Annotated in this window: 20 protein-coding genes and 1 pseudogene; 18 read left to right on the forward strand and 3 right to left on the reverse strand. The window is 57.2% G+C overall.

Translation table 11 applies throughout. From position 1 onward, the window contains the following. Positions 1-2: 2 nt before the first annotated feature. The 7 genes from HX823_RS25175 (at position 3) to HX823_RS25205 (ending at position 6,896) form a co-directional block, all read left to right on the forward strand. On the forward strand, positions 3-416 hold the full coding sequence (locus tag HX823_RS25175) for a TIGR03750 family conjugal transfer protein (protein WP_016978884.1): 414 nt from the start codon (positions 3-5) through the stop codon (positions 414-416). Then, entirely contained in the window at positions 413-1,054 is a 642-nt protein-coding gene (locus HX823_RS25180) for a PFL_4703 family integrating conjugative element protein (RefSeq protein WP_016978885.1), read from the forward strand. The genes HX823_RS25175 and HX823_RS25180 overlap by 4 nt, the downstream gene beginning before the upstream one ends. After that, positions 1,051-1,863: a TIGR03749 family integrating conjugative element protein gene (locus HX823_RS25185; protein WP_016978886.1), complete on the forward strand. Its 813-nt coding sequence runs from the start codon at positions 1,051-1,053 to the stop codon at positions 1,861-1,863. The genes HX823_RS25180 and HX823_RS25185 overlap by 4 nt, the downstream gene beginning before the upstream one ends. Beyond that, on the forward strand, positions 1,853-3,370 hold the full coding sequence (locus HX823_RS25190) for a TIGR03752 family integrating conjugative element protein (protein ID WP_016978887.1): 1,518 nt from the start codon (positions 1,853-1,855) through the stop codon (positions 3,368-3,370). The genes HX823_RS25185 and HX823_RS25190 overlap by 11 nt, the downstream gene beginning before the upstream one ends. After that, a complete protein-coding gene (locus HX823_RS25195) occupies positions 3,333-3,749 on the forward strand; it encodes a TIGR03751 family conjugal transfer lipoprotein (protein WP_038848940.1) in 417 nt (138 codons plus the stop codon). The genes HX823_RS25190 and HX823_RS25195 overlap by 38 nt, the downstream gene beginning before the upstream one ends. Beyond that, positions 3,749-6,499 carry a conjugative transfer ATPase gene (locus HX823_RS25200; protein ID WP_177077183.1) on the forward strand — a complete coding sequence of 917 codons (2,751 nt, stop codon included), beginning with the start codon at positions 3,749-3,751 and terminating at the stop codon, positions 6,497-6,499. Before HX823_RS25195 ends, HX823_RS25200 begins: the two co-directional genes overlap by 1 nt. Before the next feature lie 124 nt (positions 6,500-6,623). Then, positions 6,624-6,896, forward strand: a complete 273-nt coding sequence (locus HX823_RS25205; RefSeq protein ID WP_016978890.1) for an HU family DNA-binding protein — start codon at positions 6,624-6,626, stop codon at positions 6,894-6,896. 134 nt (positions 6,897-7,030) lie between these two features. Here HX823_RS25205 and HX823_RS25210 read toward each other — a convergent pair whose 3' ends face one another. Beyond that, the gene (locus HX823_RS25210) at positions 7,031-7,303 is read right to left on the reverse strand and encodes a LasR-specific antiactivator QslA (RefSeq protein ID WP_038848938.1); all 273 of its coding nucleotides are present in this window, start codon (positions 7,301-7,303) and stop codon (positions 7,031-7,033) included. 168 nt (positions 7,304-7,471) lie between these two features. Between HX823_RS25210 and HX823_RS25215 the strand changes: the two genes are divergently transcribed. The 5 genes from HX823_RS25215 to HX823_RS25235 all read left to right on the forward strand — a co-directional run bounded on the left by HX823_RS25215 (position 7,472) and on the right by HX823_RS25235 (position 12,030). After that, positions 7,472-7,726 carry a helix-turn-helix domain-containing protein gene (locus HX823_RS25215; protein ID WP_003174132.1) on the forward strand — a complete coding sequence of 85 codons (255 nt, stop codon included), beginning with the start codon at positions 7,472-7,474 and terminating at the stop codon, positions 7,724-7,726. A 104-nt stretch (positions 7,727-7,830) separates the two neighbouring features. Then, on the forward strand, positions 7,831-8,787 hold the full coding sequence (locus HX823_RS25220; RefSeq protein ID WP_177077185.1) for a TIGR03756 family integrating conjugative element protein: 957 nt from the start codon (positions 7,831-7,833) through the stop codon (positions 8,785-8,787). After that, the gene (locus HX823_RS25225; RefSeq protein WP_025999944.1) at positions 8,784-10,166 is read left to right on the forward strand and encodes an integrating conjugative element protein; all 1,383 of its coding nucleotides are present in this window, start codon (positions 8,784-8,786) and stop codon (positions 10,164-10,166) included. The genes HX823_RS25220 and HX823_RS25225 overlap by 4 nt, the downstream gene beginning before the upstream one ends. A gap of 3 nt (positions 10,167-10,169) precedes the next feature. Beyond that, complete coding sequence (locus HX823_RS25230) at positions 10,170-10,478, forward strand: hypothetical protein (RefSeq protein WP_016978894.1); 309 nt, start codon at positions 10,170-10,172, stop codon at positions 10,476-10,478. 10 nt (positions 10,479-10,488) lie between these two features. Continuing rightward, positions 10,489-12,030, forward strand: coding sequence for a conjugal transfer protein TraG N-terminal domain-containing protein (locus tag HX823_RS25235; protein WP_016978895.1), 1,542 nt, complete (start codon positions 10,489-10,491; stop codon positions 12,028-12,030). Here HX823_RS25235 and HX823_RS25240 read toward each other — a convergent pair. Further along, complete coding sequence (locus HX823_RS25240) at positions 12,019-12,417, reverse strand: DUF3742 family protein (RefSeq protein ID WP_038848934.1); 399 nt, start codon at positions 12,415-12,417, stop codon at positions 12,019-12,021. The two genes, HX823_RS25235 and HX823_RS25240, sit on opposite strands and share 12 nt — an antisense overlap. A 456-nt stretch (positions 12,418-12,873) precedes the next feature. On the opposite strand from HX823_RS25240, the gene HX823_RS25245 reads away from it, so the two are divergent. Together HX823_RS25245 and HX823_RS25250 are read left to right on the forward strand one after the other, a co-directional pair. Next, positions 12,874-13,203, forward strand: a complete 330-nt coding sequence (locus HX823_RS25245; RefSeq protein ID WP_016978896.1) for a hypothetical protein — start codon at positions 12,874-12,876, stop codon at positions 13,201-13,203. Positions 13,204-13,334: 131 nt separating this feature from the next. Then, positions 13,335-14,294 carry an ArdC family protein gene (locus HX823_RS25250; RefSeq protein ID WP_016978897.1) on the forward strand — a complete coding sequence of 320 codons (960 nt, stop codon included), beginning with the start codon at positions 13,335-13,337 and terminating at the stop codon, positions 14,292-14,294. A gap of 131 nt (positions 14,295-14,425) precedes the next feature. Here HX823_RS25250 and HX823_RS25255 read toward each other — a convergent pair whose 3' ends face one another. Next, positions 14,426-14,623: a hypothetical protein gene (locus tag HX823_RS25255; protein WP_007901093.1), complete on the reverse strand. Its 198-nt coding sequence runs from the start codon at positions 14,621-14,623 to the stop codon at positions 14,426-14,428. Between the two features lie 220 nt (positions 14,624-14,843). Here HX823_RS25255 and mobH point away from each other — a divergent pair, with 220 nt between their 5' ends. The 4 genes and pseudogenes from mobH to HX823_RS25270 form a co-directional block, all read left to right on the forward strand. Next, a complete protein-coding gene (mobH, locus tag HX823_RS25260; RefSeq protein WP_095013550.1) occupies positions 14,844-16,568 on the forward strand; it encodes a MobH family relaxase in 1,725 nt (574 codons plus the stop codon). Between the two features lie 327 nt (positions 16,569-16,895). Further along, positions 16,896-17,100, forward strand: a pseudogene (locus HX823_RS32055) (hypothetical protein). Between the two features lie 116 nt (positions 17,101-17,216). Continuing rightward, positions 17,217-18,293: a hypothetical protein gene (locus HX823_RS25265; protein WP_016978900.1), complete on the forward strand. Its 1,077-nt coding sequence runs from the start codon at positions 17,217-17,219 to the stop codon at positions 18,291-18,293. Further along, a partial coding sequence (locus tag HX823_RS25270; protein WP_177077187.1) for a hypothetical protein occupies positions 18,294-19,380 on the forward strand: 1,087 nt, incomplete at its 3' end.

Raw genomic sequence — 19,380 nt, forward strand, 5'->3', positions numbered from 1 at the left:
GCATGAACAACGCTATCGAACGCCTTGCCGACGGCACCTTGGTCTTTCTGCCGGAGCGACTCAATCGTGATCCCGCCGTACTGCGCGGGTTGACCAATGATGAGATGTGGATGGCGCTCGGTGCCGGCGCAATCATTGGACTACTGCTGGGCGTTCCTCTGGTGATCGCCACCGCCTCCATTGCCGTAGCGCCGACCAGCATGATCGCAGGCATGACGGTGGTGCTATTTGCCGGTGGCACACTACTGCGTCGGGCCAAACGGGCCCGCCCCGAGACCTGGCTGTACCGCAAACTCGAATGGATACTCGCCAGCCGTTGGCGCCTGGGTCGCGGCAGTCTGATTCTCCACTCCGGCGCCTGGACGGTTCGCCGTTCGCGTCGACTGCGCCCTGCCCTGTCTCGGTGGAAGTCATGAGCCGATTTCGAAACAAGGTCGATGCCCAACAGGCCCACATCTTCAGCCTGCGCCTGGCGGTAATGATCCTTGCCCTGGTCTGTGCCGGGCTCTGGTACGGCTGGCGTTCGGCACCGACCGATCTGACCGTGCATGTACCACCGGATCTGCGTTCGGGCAGCACTCGCAAGTGGTGGGATATCCCCTCAGAGAATGTCTATGCCTTTGCCCTCTACATCTTTGGCCAACTCAACCGCTGGCCCTCGGATGGCGAGCAGGATTATCGCCGCGCCATCTATGGCTTGCAGTCCTACCTGACCCCCGCCTGCAAGGCCTTCCTCGACGGCGACTACGAGTACCGCAAGGCCGCCGGCGAACTACGCCAGCGGGTGCGTGGCGTCTACGAAATTCTGGGCCGAGGTTACAGCGAAGATCCGGAGCTCAGGGTCAAGCAACTCGACCGCGACAGCTGGCTGGTCAAGCTCGACCTCAACGCCGATGAGTATTACGCCGCCGAACCGGTGAAGCGGGTGGTGGTGCGTTATCCATTACGCGTGGTGCGTTTTGATCTTGATCCCGAACGCAACAAGTGGGGACTGGCACTCGATTGTTATCAGGGCACTCCGCAAAAAATCTCCCTGCCTGGAGGTGAGCCATGAAGCGGATGTCTACCCTGGGACTCACCGTCGTAATGATGCTATGGGGAGTTGCGGCGCAGGCCGTCGAGCTGATGCACTGGGAACGCCTACCCCTCGCGATCCCTCTGATGATCAATCAGGAACGAGTGGTCTTTATCGATGAGGATGTTCGAGTCGGCGTGCCCTCAACCCTGACAGGTAAGCTGCGCGTGCAATCAACTGGTGGCACGCTGTACCTGCGCGCGTCGGAAGCCATTGCACCGACCCGACTGCAACTGCAATCAGTCACGACGGGCGAGATCATCCTTCTAGATATCGCGGCCACACCCGGCGATCAACCGCTGGAGCCCGTGCGTATTCTCAAAAATGCTCCGGTGCAGACTACCGAGACGGAATCTAGCACCGTCCCTGCTCCAGATCGTACGCCAATCCCAGTCGTTTTGACGCGCTACGCCGCACAGAGCCTATACGCGCCGCTGCGCACTGTAGAATCCCTGCCCGGCGTACGCCGCGTATCGCTCAAGCTGCGCACCGAACTGCCAACCCTGCTGCCGACCGAAAACGTATCCAGCACACCTATCGCCGCCTGGCGGCTCGGTGATTACTGGGTGACGGCGGTGAAGTTGCGCAATCGTGGTTCAGAGACGGTACAACTCGATCCGCGTCGGCTTCAGGCCAAGCTGTTCGCTGCGGCTTTCCAGCATGTTTTTCTCGGACCGGTCGGCAGTGCTGAAGACACCACGATCGCCTACCTCGTCACTCGCGGTGCCGGCCTCGAGCACGTCGTGCTGCTCTCACCTGTTGATCGAGGTGCGGACGATGAAAGCTAACGCCTTGCTCAAATGGCTGGTACCGGCTGCGCTGCTGGCCGTGGTGTTGATCATCCTGAAAACCTGGGTCGCGGGTGGCAGCACGCCTTCTCCAGAAAACCCAGTTGATCAGGACAACCTTCAATTATCCACCGAGCAAGCCAAGTCGCTCGGCATTGCTGGCGATACTCCCCGGGATACGGTCGCCACCCTGGTCGGCCAGGTGAAAGCCATGCGCAGTGACATGCTCGGTTTGAAGAAACACAATGACTCATTGCAGACGGAAAACAACCGCCTTCGCGAGCGGGAAAACAGTGTCGATTCGCGTATCCAGACTGCGCTTGGCAGCGTAACCCAGCAGGTCGACGAAGGCCGCCGCCAAGTCAACGAGGCCCGACTCAAAGCGGAACAAGACAGTCGTCAGGCTCGCGGCCTGCTGACGCAATTGCAGGAACAGTTGTCGGGGCTGACCGGCAAAAGCAAGGACATGCCGATCGGATTGGGGCTTGAGCCCGACGACGGCGCTCAGTTTGAAGGGCGACACTCTACCAATGATGCGCTGCAGTGGATTGAACCCTCGGACGTTCCGTCCACAGATGCCCAAGGCAAAACCAAGACCTCCCGAGCATTGAGTCTGCCTACTACCTTCAACTCACTGGAAGGCATGAAAGATAACGCCATTGATCGCAGCCAGAAACAACTACGTGCAGCAATCCAGGGTGAACGTGACCTGACGAGATCCGTGGATCGTACCGAAGGCGCGAAGCCGGTCTACACGATCCCCGAAAACGCGACGCTGATGGGCTCGGTCGCCATGACCGCGCTGATCGGCCGAGTCCCGGTGGACGGCACCGTGAATGACCCCTATCCCTTCAAGGTGCTGGTCGGCCCGGAGAACCTGACTGCCAACGGCATCGACCTGCCGGACGTCGCGGGGGCCGTGATGAGCGGCACGGCGTCCGGGGACTGGACCCTGTCTTGCGTACGCGGACAGGTCGAGTCAATCACCTTTGTGTTTACCGATGGCACCATCCGTACTGTGCCTCAGCCGAAGGCGGTAGCCAGCCGCAATGCCTCCACCACCCAGAGCTCGAACACCGACAAGATCCGCGGTGGACTCGGTTATCTGTCCGATCCGTATGGCATCCCGTGCATCGCTGGCGAGCGCCGCTCGAACGCCCAGCAGTACCTCGGCAGCCAGAGCCTGATCACTGCGGCCGGCACCGGTGTCGCCGCCTTGCTCGGGGATGAGCAGAACAACAGCAGCGTGATCAGTTCGGGCGGCAGTACGCTCGGGGTCACCAGCAGCACGGGCAACAGCGCGCTGAACTCAATCCTCAGTGGTGGGGTCAGCGACATCCGCGAGTGGATCAACAAGCTGTATGGCGAGGCCTTTGCTGCCGTGTACGTGCCACCGGCCGCACAGGTCGCACTGCACCTCGACCATGAGATCACCATCGACTACGAGCCCAAGGGCCGGAGCGTTCGCCATGAAAAAGACCATGTTTCCCTGCCTGACCTGGATTAGCGTGTTCTGCTGGGTCCTGACGGGGTGTTCCACCGACAAGGAGACACTACTGCCCCATGGCGAGCAAACCATGCTGGACATCTGGAACAGCGCCGGTTCGCAAGGCACTCAGCAGCAACTACTGGATGCTCGGCAGCAGTTACGCCGTCCGCTCGCCCAGGCGAATTTATCCGCTTATCGCCAAGAACCGTACACGCGCACAGCGACGAACGAGATCCAAAATTTGTTCCCTCGCCTGCCCAATCCTGATCTGGTGCTGTACGTGTATCCGCATTTGAGTGGTACCGAGCAGGCACCGGTCCCAGGGTACTCGACTGTCTTTCCGTTCTACCAACGGGTGCAGTACGCATTGCCGGGTGAACGTCAGGAAGACTTGTAGTGCGTACTGGCGATTCGGGCAACCGCACTGCTGCGTGGAAAACTTGGCGCAATCCATTGCGCCCTCGCGCCACCCTGGCTGATGAAGCCGCACTGTACGCGCACAACCCCAGCTTCACCGATCACCTGCCGTGGGTCGAATACCTCGACACCGAACAGTGTTTTCTGCTCGATGACAATCGCTCGGTGGGTGCGGTGTTCGAGTTGCTGCCTATCGGCACTGAAGGGCGCGAACCCGATTGGTTGATGGCCGCCCGCGACGCACTCGAAGACGCCCTGCAGGATAGTTTTGATGAGTTGGATCAAGCGCCTTGGGTGGCGCAGTTTTTCTGCCAGGACGACAACGACTTCACCCCTTATCTGAACCGGCTCACTAGCTATATCCAGGACAGCGCGCGAGGGACGGTCTTCACGGAAGCGTGCCTAGAACTCACTCGCCGTCATCTGAAGGCCGTTGCCAAACCGGGTGGGCTGTTTGAGGACAAGGTCGTCACACGCCTCCCCTGGCGCGGCAATAACCGACGGGTGCGCCTGGTGGTCTATCGCTGGCTTGAGTCTGACGCTGAGGAGACGGGACTCACCCCGGTGCAAGCCCTGCAACAGGCTTGCGAACGTATCGCGGCTTCGTTGCAGGCGTGCGGGGTGCAATCGACGCGAGTCGATGGCCGAGGTCTGTATGCCTGGTTAGTGCCCTGGTTCAATCCAGCCCCCACGCTCACCGATGAATCGCCCGAGGAGTTCTACCGCCGCGTGGCCTATCCGGAGTCGGGCGGCGGTGAGTCGCTGGAACTGCCCTTCGACCATGACTTCGCCGAGCGGCTATTTTTCAATGAGCCGCGTTCGGATGTGCAGCGCGGACTCTGGTTTTTTGACGATCAGCCCCACCGGGTCATGGTAGTGGACAAGCTGCGCCGAGCGACCTTGATTGGTCAACTCACCGGAGAAACCCGCAAGGGTGACGCGGTGAATGCCCTGTTCGACCAGTTGCCCGAAGGCACGGTGATGAGCCTGACCTTGGTGGTCAAACCACAGGATGTGCTCGAAGAGCAGTTGAACCGCCTAGCGCGCAAAGCCATCGGTGAAAACCTGGCCTCGACTCAGACCCGCCAGGATGTTGAAGAGGCTCGCGCGATCATCGGCCGCCAGCACAAGCTGTACCGGGGAACCCTGGCATTTTACGTGCGCGGTCACGATGAACAGCAATTGCACCAGCGCTCGGTCAGCCTGGCCAACGCACTACTGGGTGCGGGCCTGCAACCGGTACGTGAAGGCGATGAAGTCGCCGCCTGCAACAGTTACCTGCGTTGGTTACCAATGGCTTACAACCCGGCCCGCGACACGCGCAACTGGTACACCCGCCTGATGTTCGCCCAGCACCTGGCGAACCTGGTTCCGGTGTGGGGCCGCAGCACGGGCACCGGCCACCCGGGGATCACCCTGTTCAATCGTGGTGGCTCGCCGTTGAGCTTTGATCCGTTGTCACGCCTGGACCGTGCCATGAACGGCCATCTGTTGTTGTTCGGCCCCACCGGTGCCGGCAAGTCGGCCACCCTGGTCACCCTGCTGATGCAGGTCATGGCGGTGTACCGCCCTCGCTTATTTATCGTCGAGGCCGGCAACTCATTCGGCTTGCAGGGAGACTACTTCGCGACACAAGGCCTCTCCGTCAACAAGGTCCAATTGAAACCTGGCGCCTCGGTCAGTCTCGCCCCCTTTGCCGATGCCTGGCGCCTGGTCGAGCAACCGGATCAGGTGGCGAGTTTATCGATCGATGAGCTGGACGATGAGGCGGTAGCCAGTCGGGAAGACCAGCGCGATGTTCTCGGCGAATTGGAAATCACCGCTCGCCTGATGATCACCGGCGGCGAGGCCAAGGAAGAGGCGCGCCTGAGTCGAGCCGATCGCAGCTTGATCCGCGAGTGCATTCTTGATGCGGCGCAGACCTGTGTCGCGGCGGGTCGCCAGGTACTGACCCGCAACGTGCGCGACGCCTTACTGCGCGTCGCCGCTGACACACACTTGCCGGAGAAGCGTCGCGAGCGTGCCCAGGAAATGGGTGAGTCCATCGACCTGTTTTGCCAAGGTTTCGAGGGTGAACTGTTCGATCGCGAGGGCACGCCTTGGCCCGAGAGCGATGTGACCATTGTCGATCTCGCCACTTACGCTCGCGAAGGCTACGAGGCGCAGATGTCCATCAGCTACATCAGCCTGATGAACACCGTGAACCACCTAGCCGAACGCGACCAGTACCTGGGAAGGCCAATCATCATGGTCACCGACGAAGGCCATATCATCACCAAAAACCCGCTGCTGGCGCCCTTCGTGGTCAAGGGCACGAAGATGTGGCGCAAGCTCGGCGCTTGGTTCTGGCTGGCGACGCAAAACCTTGCCGACTTTCCCACGGCCGCGCAGACCATGCTCAACATGATCGAATGGTGGATTTGTTTGAACATGCCGCCGGCGGAAATCGAAGAGATTGCTCGCTTCAAGAAGCTTTCACCGGCGCAAAAAGCCTTGTTGCTCTCTGCCAGCAAGGAGCCGGGTAAATTCACCGAAGGGGTCGTGCTGTCGAAGAAGCTCGAAACGCTGTTTCGGGCCGTGCCGCCCAGTCTTTATCTCGCCCTGGCCATGACGGAACCGGAGGAGAAGGCCGAACGCTGGACTTTAATGCAGGAATACCAGTGTTCAGAGCTAGAGGCGGCTTTTCGGGTAGCTGAGCGCATTGACCAGGCCCGTGGAATTTGGAGGTAAGTATCGATTTGAAGCCCCAATAGCGTTACATCTACACAGGGCTGGAGAGCGGTTTTGTGCTGGATATGCCCGAACTATCTGAGTAAATTACTCGTCACCATTCAGCCAGCAGAAGGAGTCATACATGAATAAAAACGATCTCGTCGAGGCCATAGCGAGCTCCGCCGACCTTCCGAAGTCCACTGCCGGACGCGCGCTGGAAGCCCTCACAACCATCATATCCACTGCGTTGCAAAGCGGTGAGAACGTCACCTTGGTTGGTTTTGGTACCTTTACGGTGAAAGCGCGTGCAGCGCGCGACGGCCGTAACCCTCAAACTGGGGCCACCATCAAGATCGCAGCCGCGAAGACGCCTAGTTTCAAAGCCGGTAAGTCGCTGAAAGACGCGGTTAACTAGACGTTGGTGGCGATTACCCAATACCAACTCTGCGAGGGCGCTGGTATTGGGGCTTCAGTAGCCGAAACGCTTGCTTGCTGAACTCCGGAAGCCGTTTAGCCATGAGTATGAACGCGTCTTAAACGTCGTTTTTCTCAGCTTTGATTGGGGCTGGGTGACACACCGCTTAGCCGCTGCTGAATCCTCAACAAGAATCCGGCTTCAAAGGCATCCTGGCAGTCACCGACAGGAAAGGTCTTACGTGTTTGCGCCAGCTCCCACCACAGCGGAATCTCGCCGGGCGTATCAAGCCAAACCTGAGCGCATTGCACGCCACGTTCGATCATCGGAGCAAATTCGTTGCCCCAAGGTGTCAGAAGACTTGGACAACCATCCGCCGCGGGAATTGAAATGTAGTTTTCGTCCATACACACCCTAGAGTTCTGATTTTATTGTTAGACGCTGGACCCAGCCTCGAAATCTTAACGACACCAAATGAACGCTCGATAACAGGCCTGAACACCAAATGGCTAGATCAATGTCAATGTAGACTATATCCCGTGGATTGAGAGTCCCTCAAGGCGCAATTTGCGCGCATGACTCAAGACTACGAACAACTTCGTCTGCAGCTGGCGGAAAACATCCGCTTGATGCGGCGCGTAAAGAACCTTACCCAAGAGCAGCTCGCGCTCATGGCGGAGGTGGATCGCACCTACGTCAGTCAAATCGAACGATGCACGGGCAATCCGTCGCTGTTAGTCCTGTGCAAGCTCGCCAATATTTTCGAAATTACCGCAGATCAGTTACTTGTGGAACCCGATATCCTGCGCAGCGCCCTTCACGTCAAATAATAGTCTCACTGCTCACAAACCCGATAGATCCGCCTTCATAATTTCCACTGACAGTCTTCAGTCTCTAACCGAACCTGCCCAGGCATACACCGAGAGCCTGGATCATGCCTGTTGTCTGCTCGTCAATCCCGCCCACAAAGTTACGGCCCTTAGCGCTAAGCATCCTGCTGACGTGCGGCCCAAGCGTGGCGCTGGACAGCGGCAGCATCACGTCCTCTGTGCTTTCTCCAAACTGTCTCGAATACAGGGTCGTCGGCATTTGTTTCTGGCTCCTCCGCACGCCCTTCGGTTGTACAGTCAAAACCTCGACCAAGGTGCGTCATTTCATTCCTGAACTCGTGGTCTCAAGCTACTCCACCACGGGCAATAACCCCTGGACCGAGATGGCCACCCTCTCCTCTCCCGTCAGCGGTGCGGAAGGTGGCGGCAACCTGATCACCCCAAACACCCACCGCGATAACCTGCCCCGCTTCAAGAACGTCGATGGCATCGGCCACCCCGGTGGCTGGCTCGCAACGCAACTGGCTTCGCAATCCGGCTACGCCTGCGCCAGCGGCGCAACTGCGGTCATGCCCTACTACCTGAGCACCCTGGACTCACTGGCCTGGCGTCATGGCATCCCGGAAAGCTTCTACCCCGAGTCGCTCATGCCGGGGACCCGTGAAGTCGGTCGTCCGGCTTCGGGAAACATGTGGGGCAATGTTTATCCCCGGCAGGGCTTTCTGGTACAGCCCGACGATTTCAAGGCGGCCGCCGTCATGGCGCAACGGGCCGGCGATGTGATTACCCGCAACGGGCAACCGCATGTGTACTTACCCCTCACGCCCGCCAAACGCGACGGCTACTGGCCGCCTAGCCCGATCGTTGAAAACGACGCTTCGACCCACAAATGGCAATTGCTCTACCCTCGGACTCAGCCTACGTGTGCCATCTTCCCCAGCGATCCGGTACAGAGTGCGGATGGAGGATACGCCTGGTCGCTGTGGCGTCCCTATAGCTGCTGCAAACGTGAAGGTCAGACCTTTCTGTTCAGCATCGACTTCGAAGGAGGTGCTTCATGAGTCGGCTTCTCGCACGACCATGGTTGGGCGTGATGAGTCTGTTGCTCTGCGGACTGCTCGTCATGGCCACACATGCCCACGCTGCCGAGGGCGATTACCGCCTGGGCACTCAAGGCGAAGTACTCGACGACCGAGTGATGTACACCATTGGTGGCGGCTCGGCAGTTGGCTCTCCGAGTTCGCTCTACCGACCCAGTGGTCTCGGAGTCGGCGGGTCATGGCGAGCGAACATGATGTGCGGAAACATGAGCCTCACCAACACCCTGCAAAACCAACTGAACGGTGCCACCGAAGGTTTCCAGCAGATCATGGGCAGCATCGTGCAGAACGCGACCCAAGCCGTGATGTCTCTGCCAGCATTGATCATCCAGCGCGCCAACCCTGGTCTCTATGAGTTGCTCAGTAACGGGGTGATGCAGGGGCGTATCGACTTCGACCGCTCCAAGCTGACCTGCCAGGCCATGGCCGAGAAGATGGCGGACAAGGTCGGTCAAGCCAGTTGGGGCGCGCTGGCCAAGAACCAGGAAATGCAGGGCAATCTGGAGCAAACCGGCGGTGATGCGGTGGCAGCAGTGAAAAACACCGAGGCCCATAACGGCAACAATGGGGTGGCCTGGGTCGGCGGCTCAAAGGCTGGTGGTGATGAGCAGACGCCCATTCGGGTGACCGCCGACGTGGTCCGTGCAGGCTATAACCTGCTGCATAACCGTATGGTGGATGACAGTGCCTCGATCAGTAGCAGTGATTGCCTGGGAGGGGCTATTTGTCAGACCTGGGCCTCACCGCAGGAAGAATCTGAGTGGGCTGTTCGCGTGTTGGGCGAGAGCGAAGTCGCGACCTGCGACAGCTGCGAAACCCTGCGTGCGACCGCTGGCAGCGGATTGACGCCGCTGATCCAGGAGGCCTACAGCGAACGCCTCAAGGCCCTGCAAGGTTTGCTGTCGGGCTCTCTGCCGCCTACCCCTGACAATCTGACTAAAGCCTCCAGCCCGATGCTGCCGGTGACCCGTGGTGTGGTTGAAGCCCTGCGCGACGATCCCGACCAGGATCTGCTGGCGCGACGCCTGGCCAGCGAGACAGCCTTGTCCAGCGTACTCGACAAGGCATTGCTACTGCTGCGCACGCTGCTGGCGGGCAGTCACGAACCGAACATCGCCTCCGCCGAGCCGGCTCAAACCGCCTTGACGAAAAACATCGACGCTCTGGAGCGCGAAATACGCCTGCTGCAGACCGAACTGCAGGTCAGGCAGATGCTGGCCACCAACACCGCCAGCCTGGTGCTCGATCGGCATGCCGGTGGTGCCGATGCTTCGCGTACCGTCGAGCAAGGAGATCCTGAGCCGGGCCGACTCAATGATGCTGACGCTAGGCGCAAGTGAGCCATGAAACGCTCACCGCGATTCACTCTGTTTTCAGGTCTGGGGATTGCCGCAGTGATGATGCTGACCGTCGCGCTGGTCGCCTGGACCGGCCGCACTGCGCTGGATAGTGTCGAGGTCTGGCAGCAGGCATTCGAATCCGCACGGCCTTATCTGCGGTGGTGGCGCGCCCTGCTCTACGCCGCTCTCTTTGCGCTCTGGTGGGATCTGCTTCGGCGCTACCGATATCGACCACAGGATCGACTGCGCGTGAAACGCATCGGGACATTAGGGCTCGTGCTCTTTACCTGCGTCGAACTCACCCGACTGTGAGGTCACCACCATGCTCATGAGCACCAACAGCTACCTGGAGTTTTACCTCTCCCTGCTGTCCTGGATCATCAACAACGGCCTCTGGAGCGTCCTGTCCGACACCGGGCTATTCGCTGCACCCTTTGGTGCGATCATCTTGCAGGAATGGCTATCGGCCCGTCAGCAAGGCGCGGATGAAGGTAACAAGGGACTGCTCTCAGTTCCGCGGATCGAGAACCGGTTGTGGCTGGCCTACATCGTGGTGTTGTTCGGCTGCGCGCCGGTCTTTCCGTTGAGCCTCTCGTCAATGACGTTCGATGATGCGGCGAGCCAGCGCTGCGGCGTGAGTGTGGCCCAACCGACGGAAACCGCCTGGGGGACGACCTTCAATACCATCGGCGAACGCTCCGCCAACGTTCCGATCTGGTGGTTTCTGGTGCATGCCTTGAGCAAAGGGGTAACCGCGGCGGCCACCGCTTCCATTCCCTGCACACCGGATATCCGACAAATGCGTATGGAGATCGACAGCTCGCGTATCGACAGTCAGGTACTGCTGCAGGAAGTCGCCGATTTCACTCGCGACTGCTACGGCTATTCCCGCTCTCGGCTATTCACCAACCGTCCGCTGTTGGACAAGGTACAAAGTCACGACGCCTCCTGGATCGGCTCAAGCTATTTTCTCGACACACCCGGCTACTACGATACGGATCGCTCACGCACACCGAGAGTCAGCTGGCCGTATGACGACAACCGCGATGTTTCCTTGCCGCGGCTGGAGAATGGCGCGGGCTACCCCACCTGCAAGCAGTGGTGGAGTGATAGCGGTGTTGGCTTGCGCGAGCGCTTGATCGAGCAGGTCGACCCCTCGCTGCTGACTCAGCTGAAAGGTTGGTTGACTGGGCGTTCGAGCAACGAGATCGAGGATGCCACCCTGCGCGAGCTGGTCAGCCCGCGCCAGCAATCGATGTCCATGTCGCCCGGACAGGTGTATCAGGACTACGGCTCCAGCGCTCGTGGCGGTTCGATCAATCAGGGGCTCAATAACCTAGCCACCAATACCGGGCTGGCCCTCGGTTCCTTCAGCAACTTCCCGGCAATGAATGCACTACGCGCCGCCTTGCCGATGGTGCAGGCGTTCCTGATCATGGGCGTCATCATCAGCTTGCCGCTGATCCTGCTGGTCAGTACCTACCAGTTGAAAACTGTCATGACCGTGACGTTCGCGCTGTTCACCTTACACATGCTGAGCTTCTGGTGGGAACTCGCTCGCTGGGTCGACTCCAGCATGCTCGATACGCTGTACAACCAGGTTTCGGCTTCCAATCAAGTGCTGTTATCGCTGCCCACATCCGGCTTCATGGATGGAACCGTCACGGCACAGGTGATCGAGTATGTGATGGGGGCGATGTTCATCGTGCTACCAATGCTGTTTCTAGGGGCCATGAGCTGGGCAGGATATTCAGTCGGCAACGGGATTCAGGGCATGTTGGCGAACGGTAGCAAAGCCGCAAGTGATTCAGCGAGCAAAGGTACGGATCAAATATTGGGTGCTGCTAAACGTTCAATTAGATGACTTGCTGTCGCCTATATAATGCCCATTGTCATCGAAGTCACCGATGTAGAGATCAGCACCTAGGTAGTCTGGTCCTGGACTTTCCTCTTGATGATCGGAACCAACAAAAGCCCTGAACCATAGCAAAGTGATGACAGCCAGCATCATCACAAAAAAAGTAACCAGCCAAACACTGACAAAGAGCAATCCTCCGATCAATGCCAGTTTGGCAATCAGAAAGCTCCCGCGAACAAGTAATTTACCTGCGGGCATACCTGCCGTCACCGCACGCTCAGCCAGGCGGGACTCAAACGCTTTCAATTTGCGATAACCACGCTTTACCGACGTGCCACATGCGTACGCCCAGCTGTGGCCACGTGAATTCTGAACAGGTTGCTGAGTCGGCATGCTCTCGCCCTCTTCTGAGCGTTTTCATGGTTGAGACAGGAGTAACAGCCTACTACTGAAAACTGTCCGTGCCTGACCGTTTATCAGTTTGCCCAGCCGAAAAAATCTTCACTGGAAGACAGAAGACAAGCCCCGTGAAAAAGCCTATCTACAGTGATTGACCCAGATAAATCGTCCAGCTAAATACAAGGTACGGATCGCTGTTATCGACAGCACTTTCCCAGGTAGCCAGAACCTTCAAGGCTCCGTCACTTCGATGATGGTTCTCCCCAAGTGCGATTAGCGTTCGGTGGCTCGCACGGTGACCGTTGCTACGGTGATGAACGCCTACTGCTCTCCTGAGCGCCTTTCGAGCGCTGCTCGTGAGATAAGCCCTCTTGATTTTCTTCAACCCACTGCGGGGAAATCTTTCCCCGCACAGGGCAGGTTTCTTCGCGTTTTCAACGGAGACATACCATGCCCGACTCACTTACACCGCAAACACTGAACACCCTTCGGTTGCCCATCGTGTTCACCCCTGGCGCGTGGCAACGCGCAGTACTGCTCGAGCAATCCGATCACGCTGAGAAGCTGCAGGTCGATCGGTTGAGCCACGTATTGCGCGCAGCCTTCGAAGCCCACCTGGCCTATCCACACAAGCCCTACGTGCTGTTCGAGGTAATCCACATTGAACCAACCGATCACTTACACCACGACCCGTTGCTGCAATTGAGTCTGAGCCTACTCCAAGAACCGGGTCAGCCTGCCGCCTTGCTGATAGCGCTTGCAGGAGAACACCAGCGCTAAGCGCAATGGGCGGCGCCCACCTCCACATTCGGGCGGCATGCAAGACCTGCATCAATCCAACCCATCACCCAACCGGGGAACCCTCCCCCGACGGGCAAGGCGTTCCTCCGTTTTCTCTCGAGGAAATTGCCATGCGCGATATCTACCAAGACGTAACTGACAAGATCGTTACCGCGTTAGACCAAGGCGTTGCTCCCTGGATCAAACCCTGGTCCTCAAGTGGCTCCGCTTACATCGGTCATCAACCCTACCCCGTCAACGCCATCACACGACGTCCGTATTCGGGCATCAATTTACCGCTGCTCTGGGCCGAGGCCAGGTTGCAGGGGTTCACTCAAGATCGTTGGCTGACCTTCAACCAAGCCAAAAAGACCGGTGGGCACATTCGTAAGGGTGAGCACAGCACTCTGGCGGTGCTCTACAAGCCGATGGAGCGCGAGGAACAGACCGAGTCAGGCCAACCCGTACTCGATGAAAACGGTCAGCCCAAGGTCGCTCACTTCGGCATTCTCAGGACACATTTTCTGTTCAACATCGAGCAAACGGAGGGGCTCGAAATGCTCAATGAAACCCTGCTCGAGACGGAACAGAGTGATCCCTTCCAGCCCAACAGCGCCGCGGAAAATCTGCTATTAAGTTCAGGTGCACGCATCGTTCATCGGCCTGCCGACGAAGCCTTTTACCACCCGATCAGGGATCTCATCCAACTGCCGACAAAAGCACAATTTCACGATGAAGGCGGGTACTACGCCACGGCACTTCATGAGCTGACGCACTGGACCGGGCATCACTCTCGGTTGCAGCGCGAAGGCATGACGTCAGCCTGTCCGTTCGGCTCGCCAGGCTACGCGTTTGAGGAGTTGATCGCCGAGATGGGCGCTGCTTTTTTATGTGCCTACGCCGGTATACAGGGGGAGCTGCGGCACGAGGGCTACATCGACTCCTGGCTCGGCCTGCTCAAAGCTGACAAACGCGCGATCTTTCGCGCCAGTGGTCTGGCCCGAAGCGCCTCGGAGCATGTACTCAACCTGGAGCAGCAGCTGAAGCAGATGGTAATGGATGACTCACGATGCATGAACGATGGAGTTTGATCGTTAACTCACCGTTGCAATCGCATCACAGGGCCCAACGCGAGTTGGGCCCTTTTTCTGCGCCCAGAAAAATCCCCATGCCGCGGGGCTCTGATGCAAAGAGTCAGGGATGGGCACACACTCGCAGCCTGTCATTCCGCATCCAGGTTCTGCGCCAGAAAATCCACCAGCTCGAGCGGACTTCGGCTATCGATTACCTTGTAGATCAGATCACGCTTACTGCGCGGCAACTTCTTGACCACGCTCTTCGCCGAGGCCCGGACGGCTTCGTCGGTCCCATGGATACGTGCCGCGAGCAGCAGCACGAGCGTGGCGTCAGTGAGGTTCATGGCAAGACCCAAAAAATAGGCACCGCAGTGTACCGACTCTTGTCTTTTCCGTACTAGCCCCAACAAAACGATGCCTAGCAGTATCCATATTCCGATTGCCGCGCAAAGGGACACGCGCCAAAAGGACGGTAAGGGTTGGAAAGGAATGGGGGGTCAAGGGTAAGAGCCCTATCCGAAAAGGCTAAAAGGCCACTGACCCAGCCACTTCCCGGAGGTCACGATGCTCAGCCTGTTTCGCCGCAAAAGGCAGAAGCCCTCTCCGCCACTGACCGTCAACGTCGCCGAAGGTTACCTGCCCATCGAGTCGGCTCACAGCTTGTTAGCTGCGGAGCACCGCCGCCAGTTGCTCGATCGCATCTGGCAGTACACCGCCCTCTCCCACGCGCAGTTCATCCAGCTCTATTTAAATCCGATCCATCGCTACGCCGAACAGGTCCAGCAACTCCCGGCCAGCGAGACCCACCACCATGCGTATCTCGGCGGTATGCTCGACCATGGACTGGAACTGGTCGCTTGCAGTTTGAAACTGCGTCAGTCGTATCTGCTTCCCACTGGCGCCGCGCCCGAAGACCAGGCGGCCCAGACCGACGCGTGGTCGGCGGGCATCGCCTATGGCGCGCTGCTGCATGACATCGGGAAGATCGCCGTGGACCTGGTGGTCGAACGCCAGGATGGCCGTCTTTGGCATCCTTGGCAGGGTTCCCTGGATCAACCCTACCGTTTTCGCTACCTCAAAGGCCGCGACTATCACCTGCACGGCGCCGCCGCAGGCTTGCTCTACACCCAGATTCTCGACCGCACGATCCTGGACTGGCTCAGTGGCTTTCCGCCGCTATGGGCCAGTCTGCTGTATGTCCTGGCCGGTCAGTACGAACGTGCTGGCGTGCTCGGTGAGTTGGTGATGCAGGCCGACCGTGTCTCCACCGCGCAAAACATCGGTGGCAACCCAAGCAAGGCGCTGCAGGCCCCGATTCATTCGCTGCAACATCACTTGATCAGCGGACTGCGTCATCTGGTTCAGCACGAGCTGAAACTCAACCAGCCAGGTGCCGCAGGATGGCTGACCCAGGACGCACTCTGGCTCGTCAGCAAGACGGTCACGGACAAGCTGCGAGCCTATCTGCTGTCGCAATCGATTGAGGGCATTCCCTTCTCCAACATCGCGGTGTTCGACGAACTCCAGTCGCATGGGTTGGTCGAGTCCACCCCGGCAGGCAAAGCCATCTGGACCGCTCTTGTCGCACAAGGGAACTGGCAGCAAACCTTTACTTTTCTGCGCATCCAACCGGCTTTAATTTGGGGGAGCGAAGACCGCCCCGAGGCTTTCAGCGGAACGGTGAGCATGGCAGTCGATAACCACTCGACTGACGCTCCGGTATCACCGCCAGCACCCAAAGCTGTCAATACAAGATCAACTCAAAGCCCATCGCAGCCAGATCCCATTGCGATGGAGGATGCCGACTACCTCGGAACGCTGCTCGACATGTTCGAGCGGGAAGAGCCTGAGCTCAGCGACGCATCGTCAGCAAGCACTCTCGAAATCTCAATTCCCTCGACGGATAACCCTGGTCAGGTTTTCCTGAATTGGGTCAGGGAAGGCATTCAAAGTCATAAGCTGATCATCAACGACAGCAAGGCCAAGGTTCACACTGTGGACGGCATTGTGTTTCTGGTAACACCTGGCCTCTTCCAACGCTACGCTCAGGAGTTTCCTGGTATCTCACAGGGTGCCGAGCACGAAGGTGAAGAATGGCGCTGGGTGCAGAAGCAGTTCGAGAAACTGAAGGTCCACAGGAAGCGAGGCAACGGTCTAAACATCTGGATTTGCCAAGTACAAGGCCCTAGGAAAAAAACCACATTGAAGGGGTATTTGATTGAGGATCCAAAGCTATTTTTTGAATTGATACCGCCCGATAATCCCTTTCTTAAAATCGAAAAAGATTAAATTTCCAGAGTGCCCCACTAATGGGGACCGAAGCGCAGAGCTGACTCTGGAGTGACTCGCTGTTACACCGCTTTATTACCCATCGTGGGTGGTGCATTGCGTCCATGATGGATTGGATCCACCGCAGCCCCGGCTCGCCTAGCCTGTCCTACTTTATCTCTTCACCTTGTAGCAATTTTTGAGCAGGCTTTCACACAGGCCTGTCACGAGCACCACCGGTTCTTTGTTTGTCGTCTTGGGGAATCGACCCTTGTATAGGAAGGGGCGGCAGTAAATCACCCTATCAACGTTCGACTGCTACGCCGAGTTCTTCACGGAGGATTCGCGATGCCAAATTCAGACCTGCTCCCTTCACTGCTCGTCAAAATTAACGAAAACCAGCTCGCCCTTGAAGCGGCGATTCTGGAGCTTTCCAATTGGGTGGAGCGGCTCGTCAGAGGTAGCCGACAACGTTCGCGGCGCCTTGGCCGCGATTGACCGCAACGAAGAGTTCATAAAGATGACGCTTGCGCTCCTACTTACGCCACCGTGACCCCGGATCAATCAGGGATGATTTCCAAGTGATATCAAAATGTAATCGCTGACCGCTGGCAAAAGCGCTAGGATCAGACATTACATTGGCGCACTTTGTTTTCAGAAGGAAAAATCATGAATGGAATCGCTTCGGTGCTCGAGGCCAAAATTCTCAGCACAAGCCTACATCACCTCGATATCGAGACTGAGACATGTAATTCCGTTGCCATTCCCGTAGATAAAGCAGATCTCGAAGCCTATTTGAGCGCCTTGCTATTAGAAATTCATGGGCGTCCGCAGAACCGCCTGTACACATTGGCCAGTCCAACAACCGAATTCGCAACTTCCCTGAATGCATTTTTCGGCAGCAAAGACCTGGTAACCGCGCCTGAGACCCAGACACTAGCCGAACGTTTGCTGCGCATCGAAGTAAATACTGAAGAGCGTTATGGGCACCTGGATAGGTCAGGTAAGGGGCTTCTCAATAAAGGGAGTTTTCTCCAATTCCTTTATGTAGATGGAGGCTCGCTATCCTACTTAGGGGTGAAGATCGAGCATCAGCGATTTATTGATGAAACCGATCTGAAACAAAAAATTGGCCTTGGTGAATCCAATAAAATTTACAAGGCTTGCAAAGTAAGCATGGATGCCCAAGGAAAATTGGAACAAGTCTTCGTATTTGACACGCACTCCCGACCGTCAACCTACTGGTGGAAGGAGGTGCTGGAGCTACAACAGCTACGCAGTGATGCGCTCAATACCGAAACCGCTGTCAAGTGGGTGGTGAAGACACTTGGCAAGGTCAAGAGTGTATCGCCGGTCGATTATACGATCCTCCGCAACGCCACCATCGCGGCATTTAAGCAGACCGAAACGTTGAACTTCGATGATTTCGTGACCAAAACGTTTGCCAGCTATGCTCCACTGAGCACCACACTTGCCGAGGAGCTGCCAAACCTCGTGACCACGTTACGCTCGCTTCCGGAAAAACGAAAATTTGATGGGCAGTTCACTCTAGTCCCGTCAGCAGTACCCTTTCGCCGTCAAACTATCAAAGTCTCCGATCAAATCAGTGTGGCGTACGACGAGGATATTCCTGATCTTCCCGACAAGATCTGGTATTCGAAAACTCCAGCGGGCCAATCAGTCTTGGTGCTGGACGCACCTAATGTTGCAGGAATCTTCACCGAAAAGCCCTGGGACCTGAAATAAATGCTCAGCAGCCTTTTCACCTCTCGCCTAACTATTTCATCAGCAGAGGAACGGCTCGACCAATACAGACTTAACGCTGGTGAGCTCTGCACTATCTCTAAAGCTCGAGACATAGTAGATGATGCGTTTAAGTACTGGCGACTGCAGATTTCGCCCCGTGACAGGTTCTCCCTGACAATCGGATACGACGAGGACTCAAGGTGTGTAACGGACTTCTCCGAAGCAAGCTGCGCGCGCGTAAACGAGCTCTTCGAACTGAATGACGAAGATGACACATGCCGCATGTCAGTGGAGCTCATCGTACATAAAACGGTGCAACATCAACGACTGTCCTTATACGCACCGGCCTTGCTCGGCGCTTACTTAGAAAGCACCCCTACTCTCCAGGTATTAAAAGTTTTGGCTGGACGCATGGAGGGTGCACTGATTTTTGAATGCTTTGCTCCAATCGCGGCGGCTACCAGTTCAAGCATCTCGTTTCAATGTTCTGCGGATACGGCAGCCAATACCGGTGACCAACAGCAGGAGATCAACCGGAAGTCTGTCTTCGAAATTTTCCAGGACAATTGTTTTAGCAGAACCTTGCCGGGCATTTTTGTGCCGCAGGACTTCAATCTTACGACAGCAACCGGTGTGAGAGGCATTGATAATTTCTTTAAAAAAGCGCGAACTCTAGTCTCAGCGATATTTATTGCCAGCTCCGCAGAGTTAGATGATAAGGACCACCTCGAATATCGTATTTGTGGATACAAGACAATAGCGGGAACGGGACCACTAGATGACTTGACCGAAGGATCCGACATACTCTATAAATTGGTAACTTGGGCTTACGGAGATGGTGGAAACGCTGACAAAATCGGACTCGCCCGCAATGTCTTGTCGCTGTATATAACCGAATTGAAAAACCTATCCAATCATCCAGAAATAATTCACGCGACCCACTCAAACTATCAAATTTATTTAAAAGAAAACGTAGAAAGCTACCTTGAAGTAAAGGGCAAGATCACCGATATCCTCGTCGATGCAGTAAAAAAAACCCATGACCTCGTTGATTCGTTTATCGACTCGCTTAAAAATGGTATATTTG

The organism is Pseudomonas sp. P7759 (assembly GCF_013386445.1).
GTDB lineage: Bacteria > Pseudomonadota > Gammaproteobacteria > Pseudomonadales > Pseudomonadaceae > Aquipseudomonas > Aquipseudomonas azotoformans_A.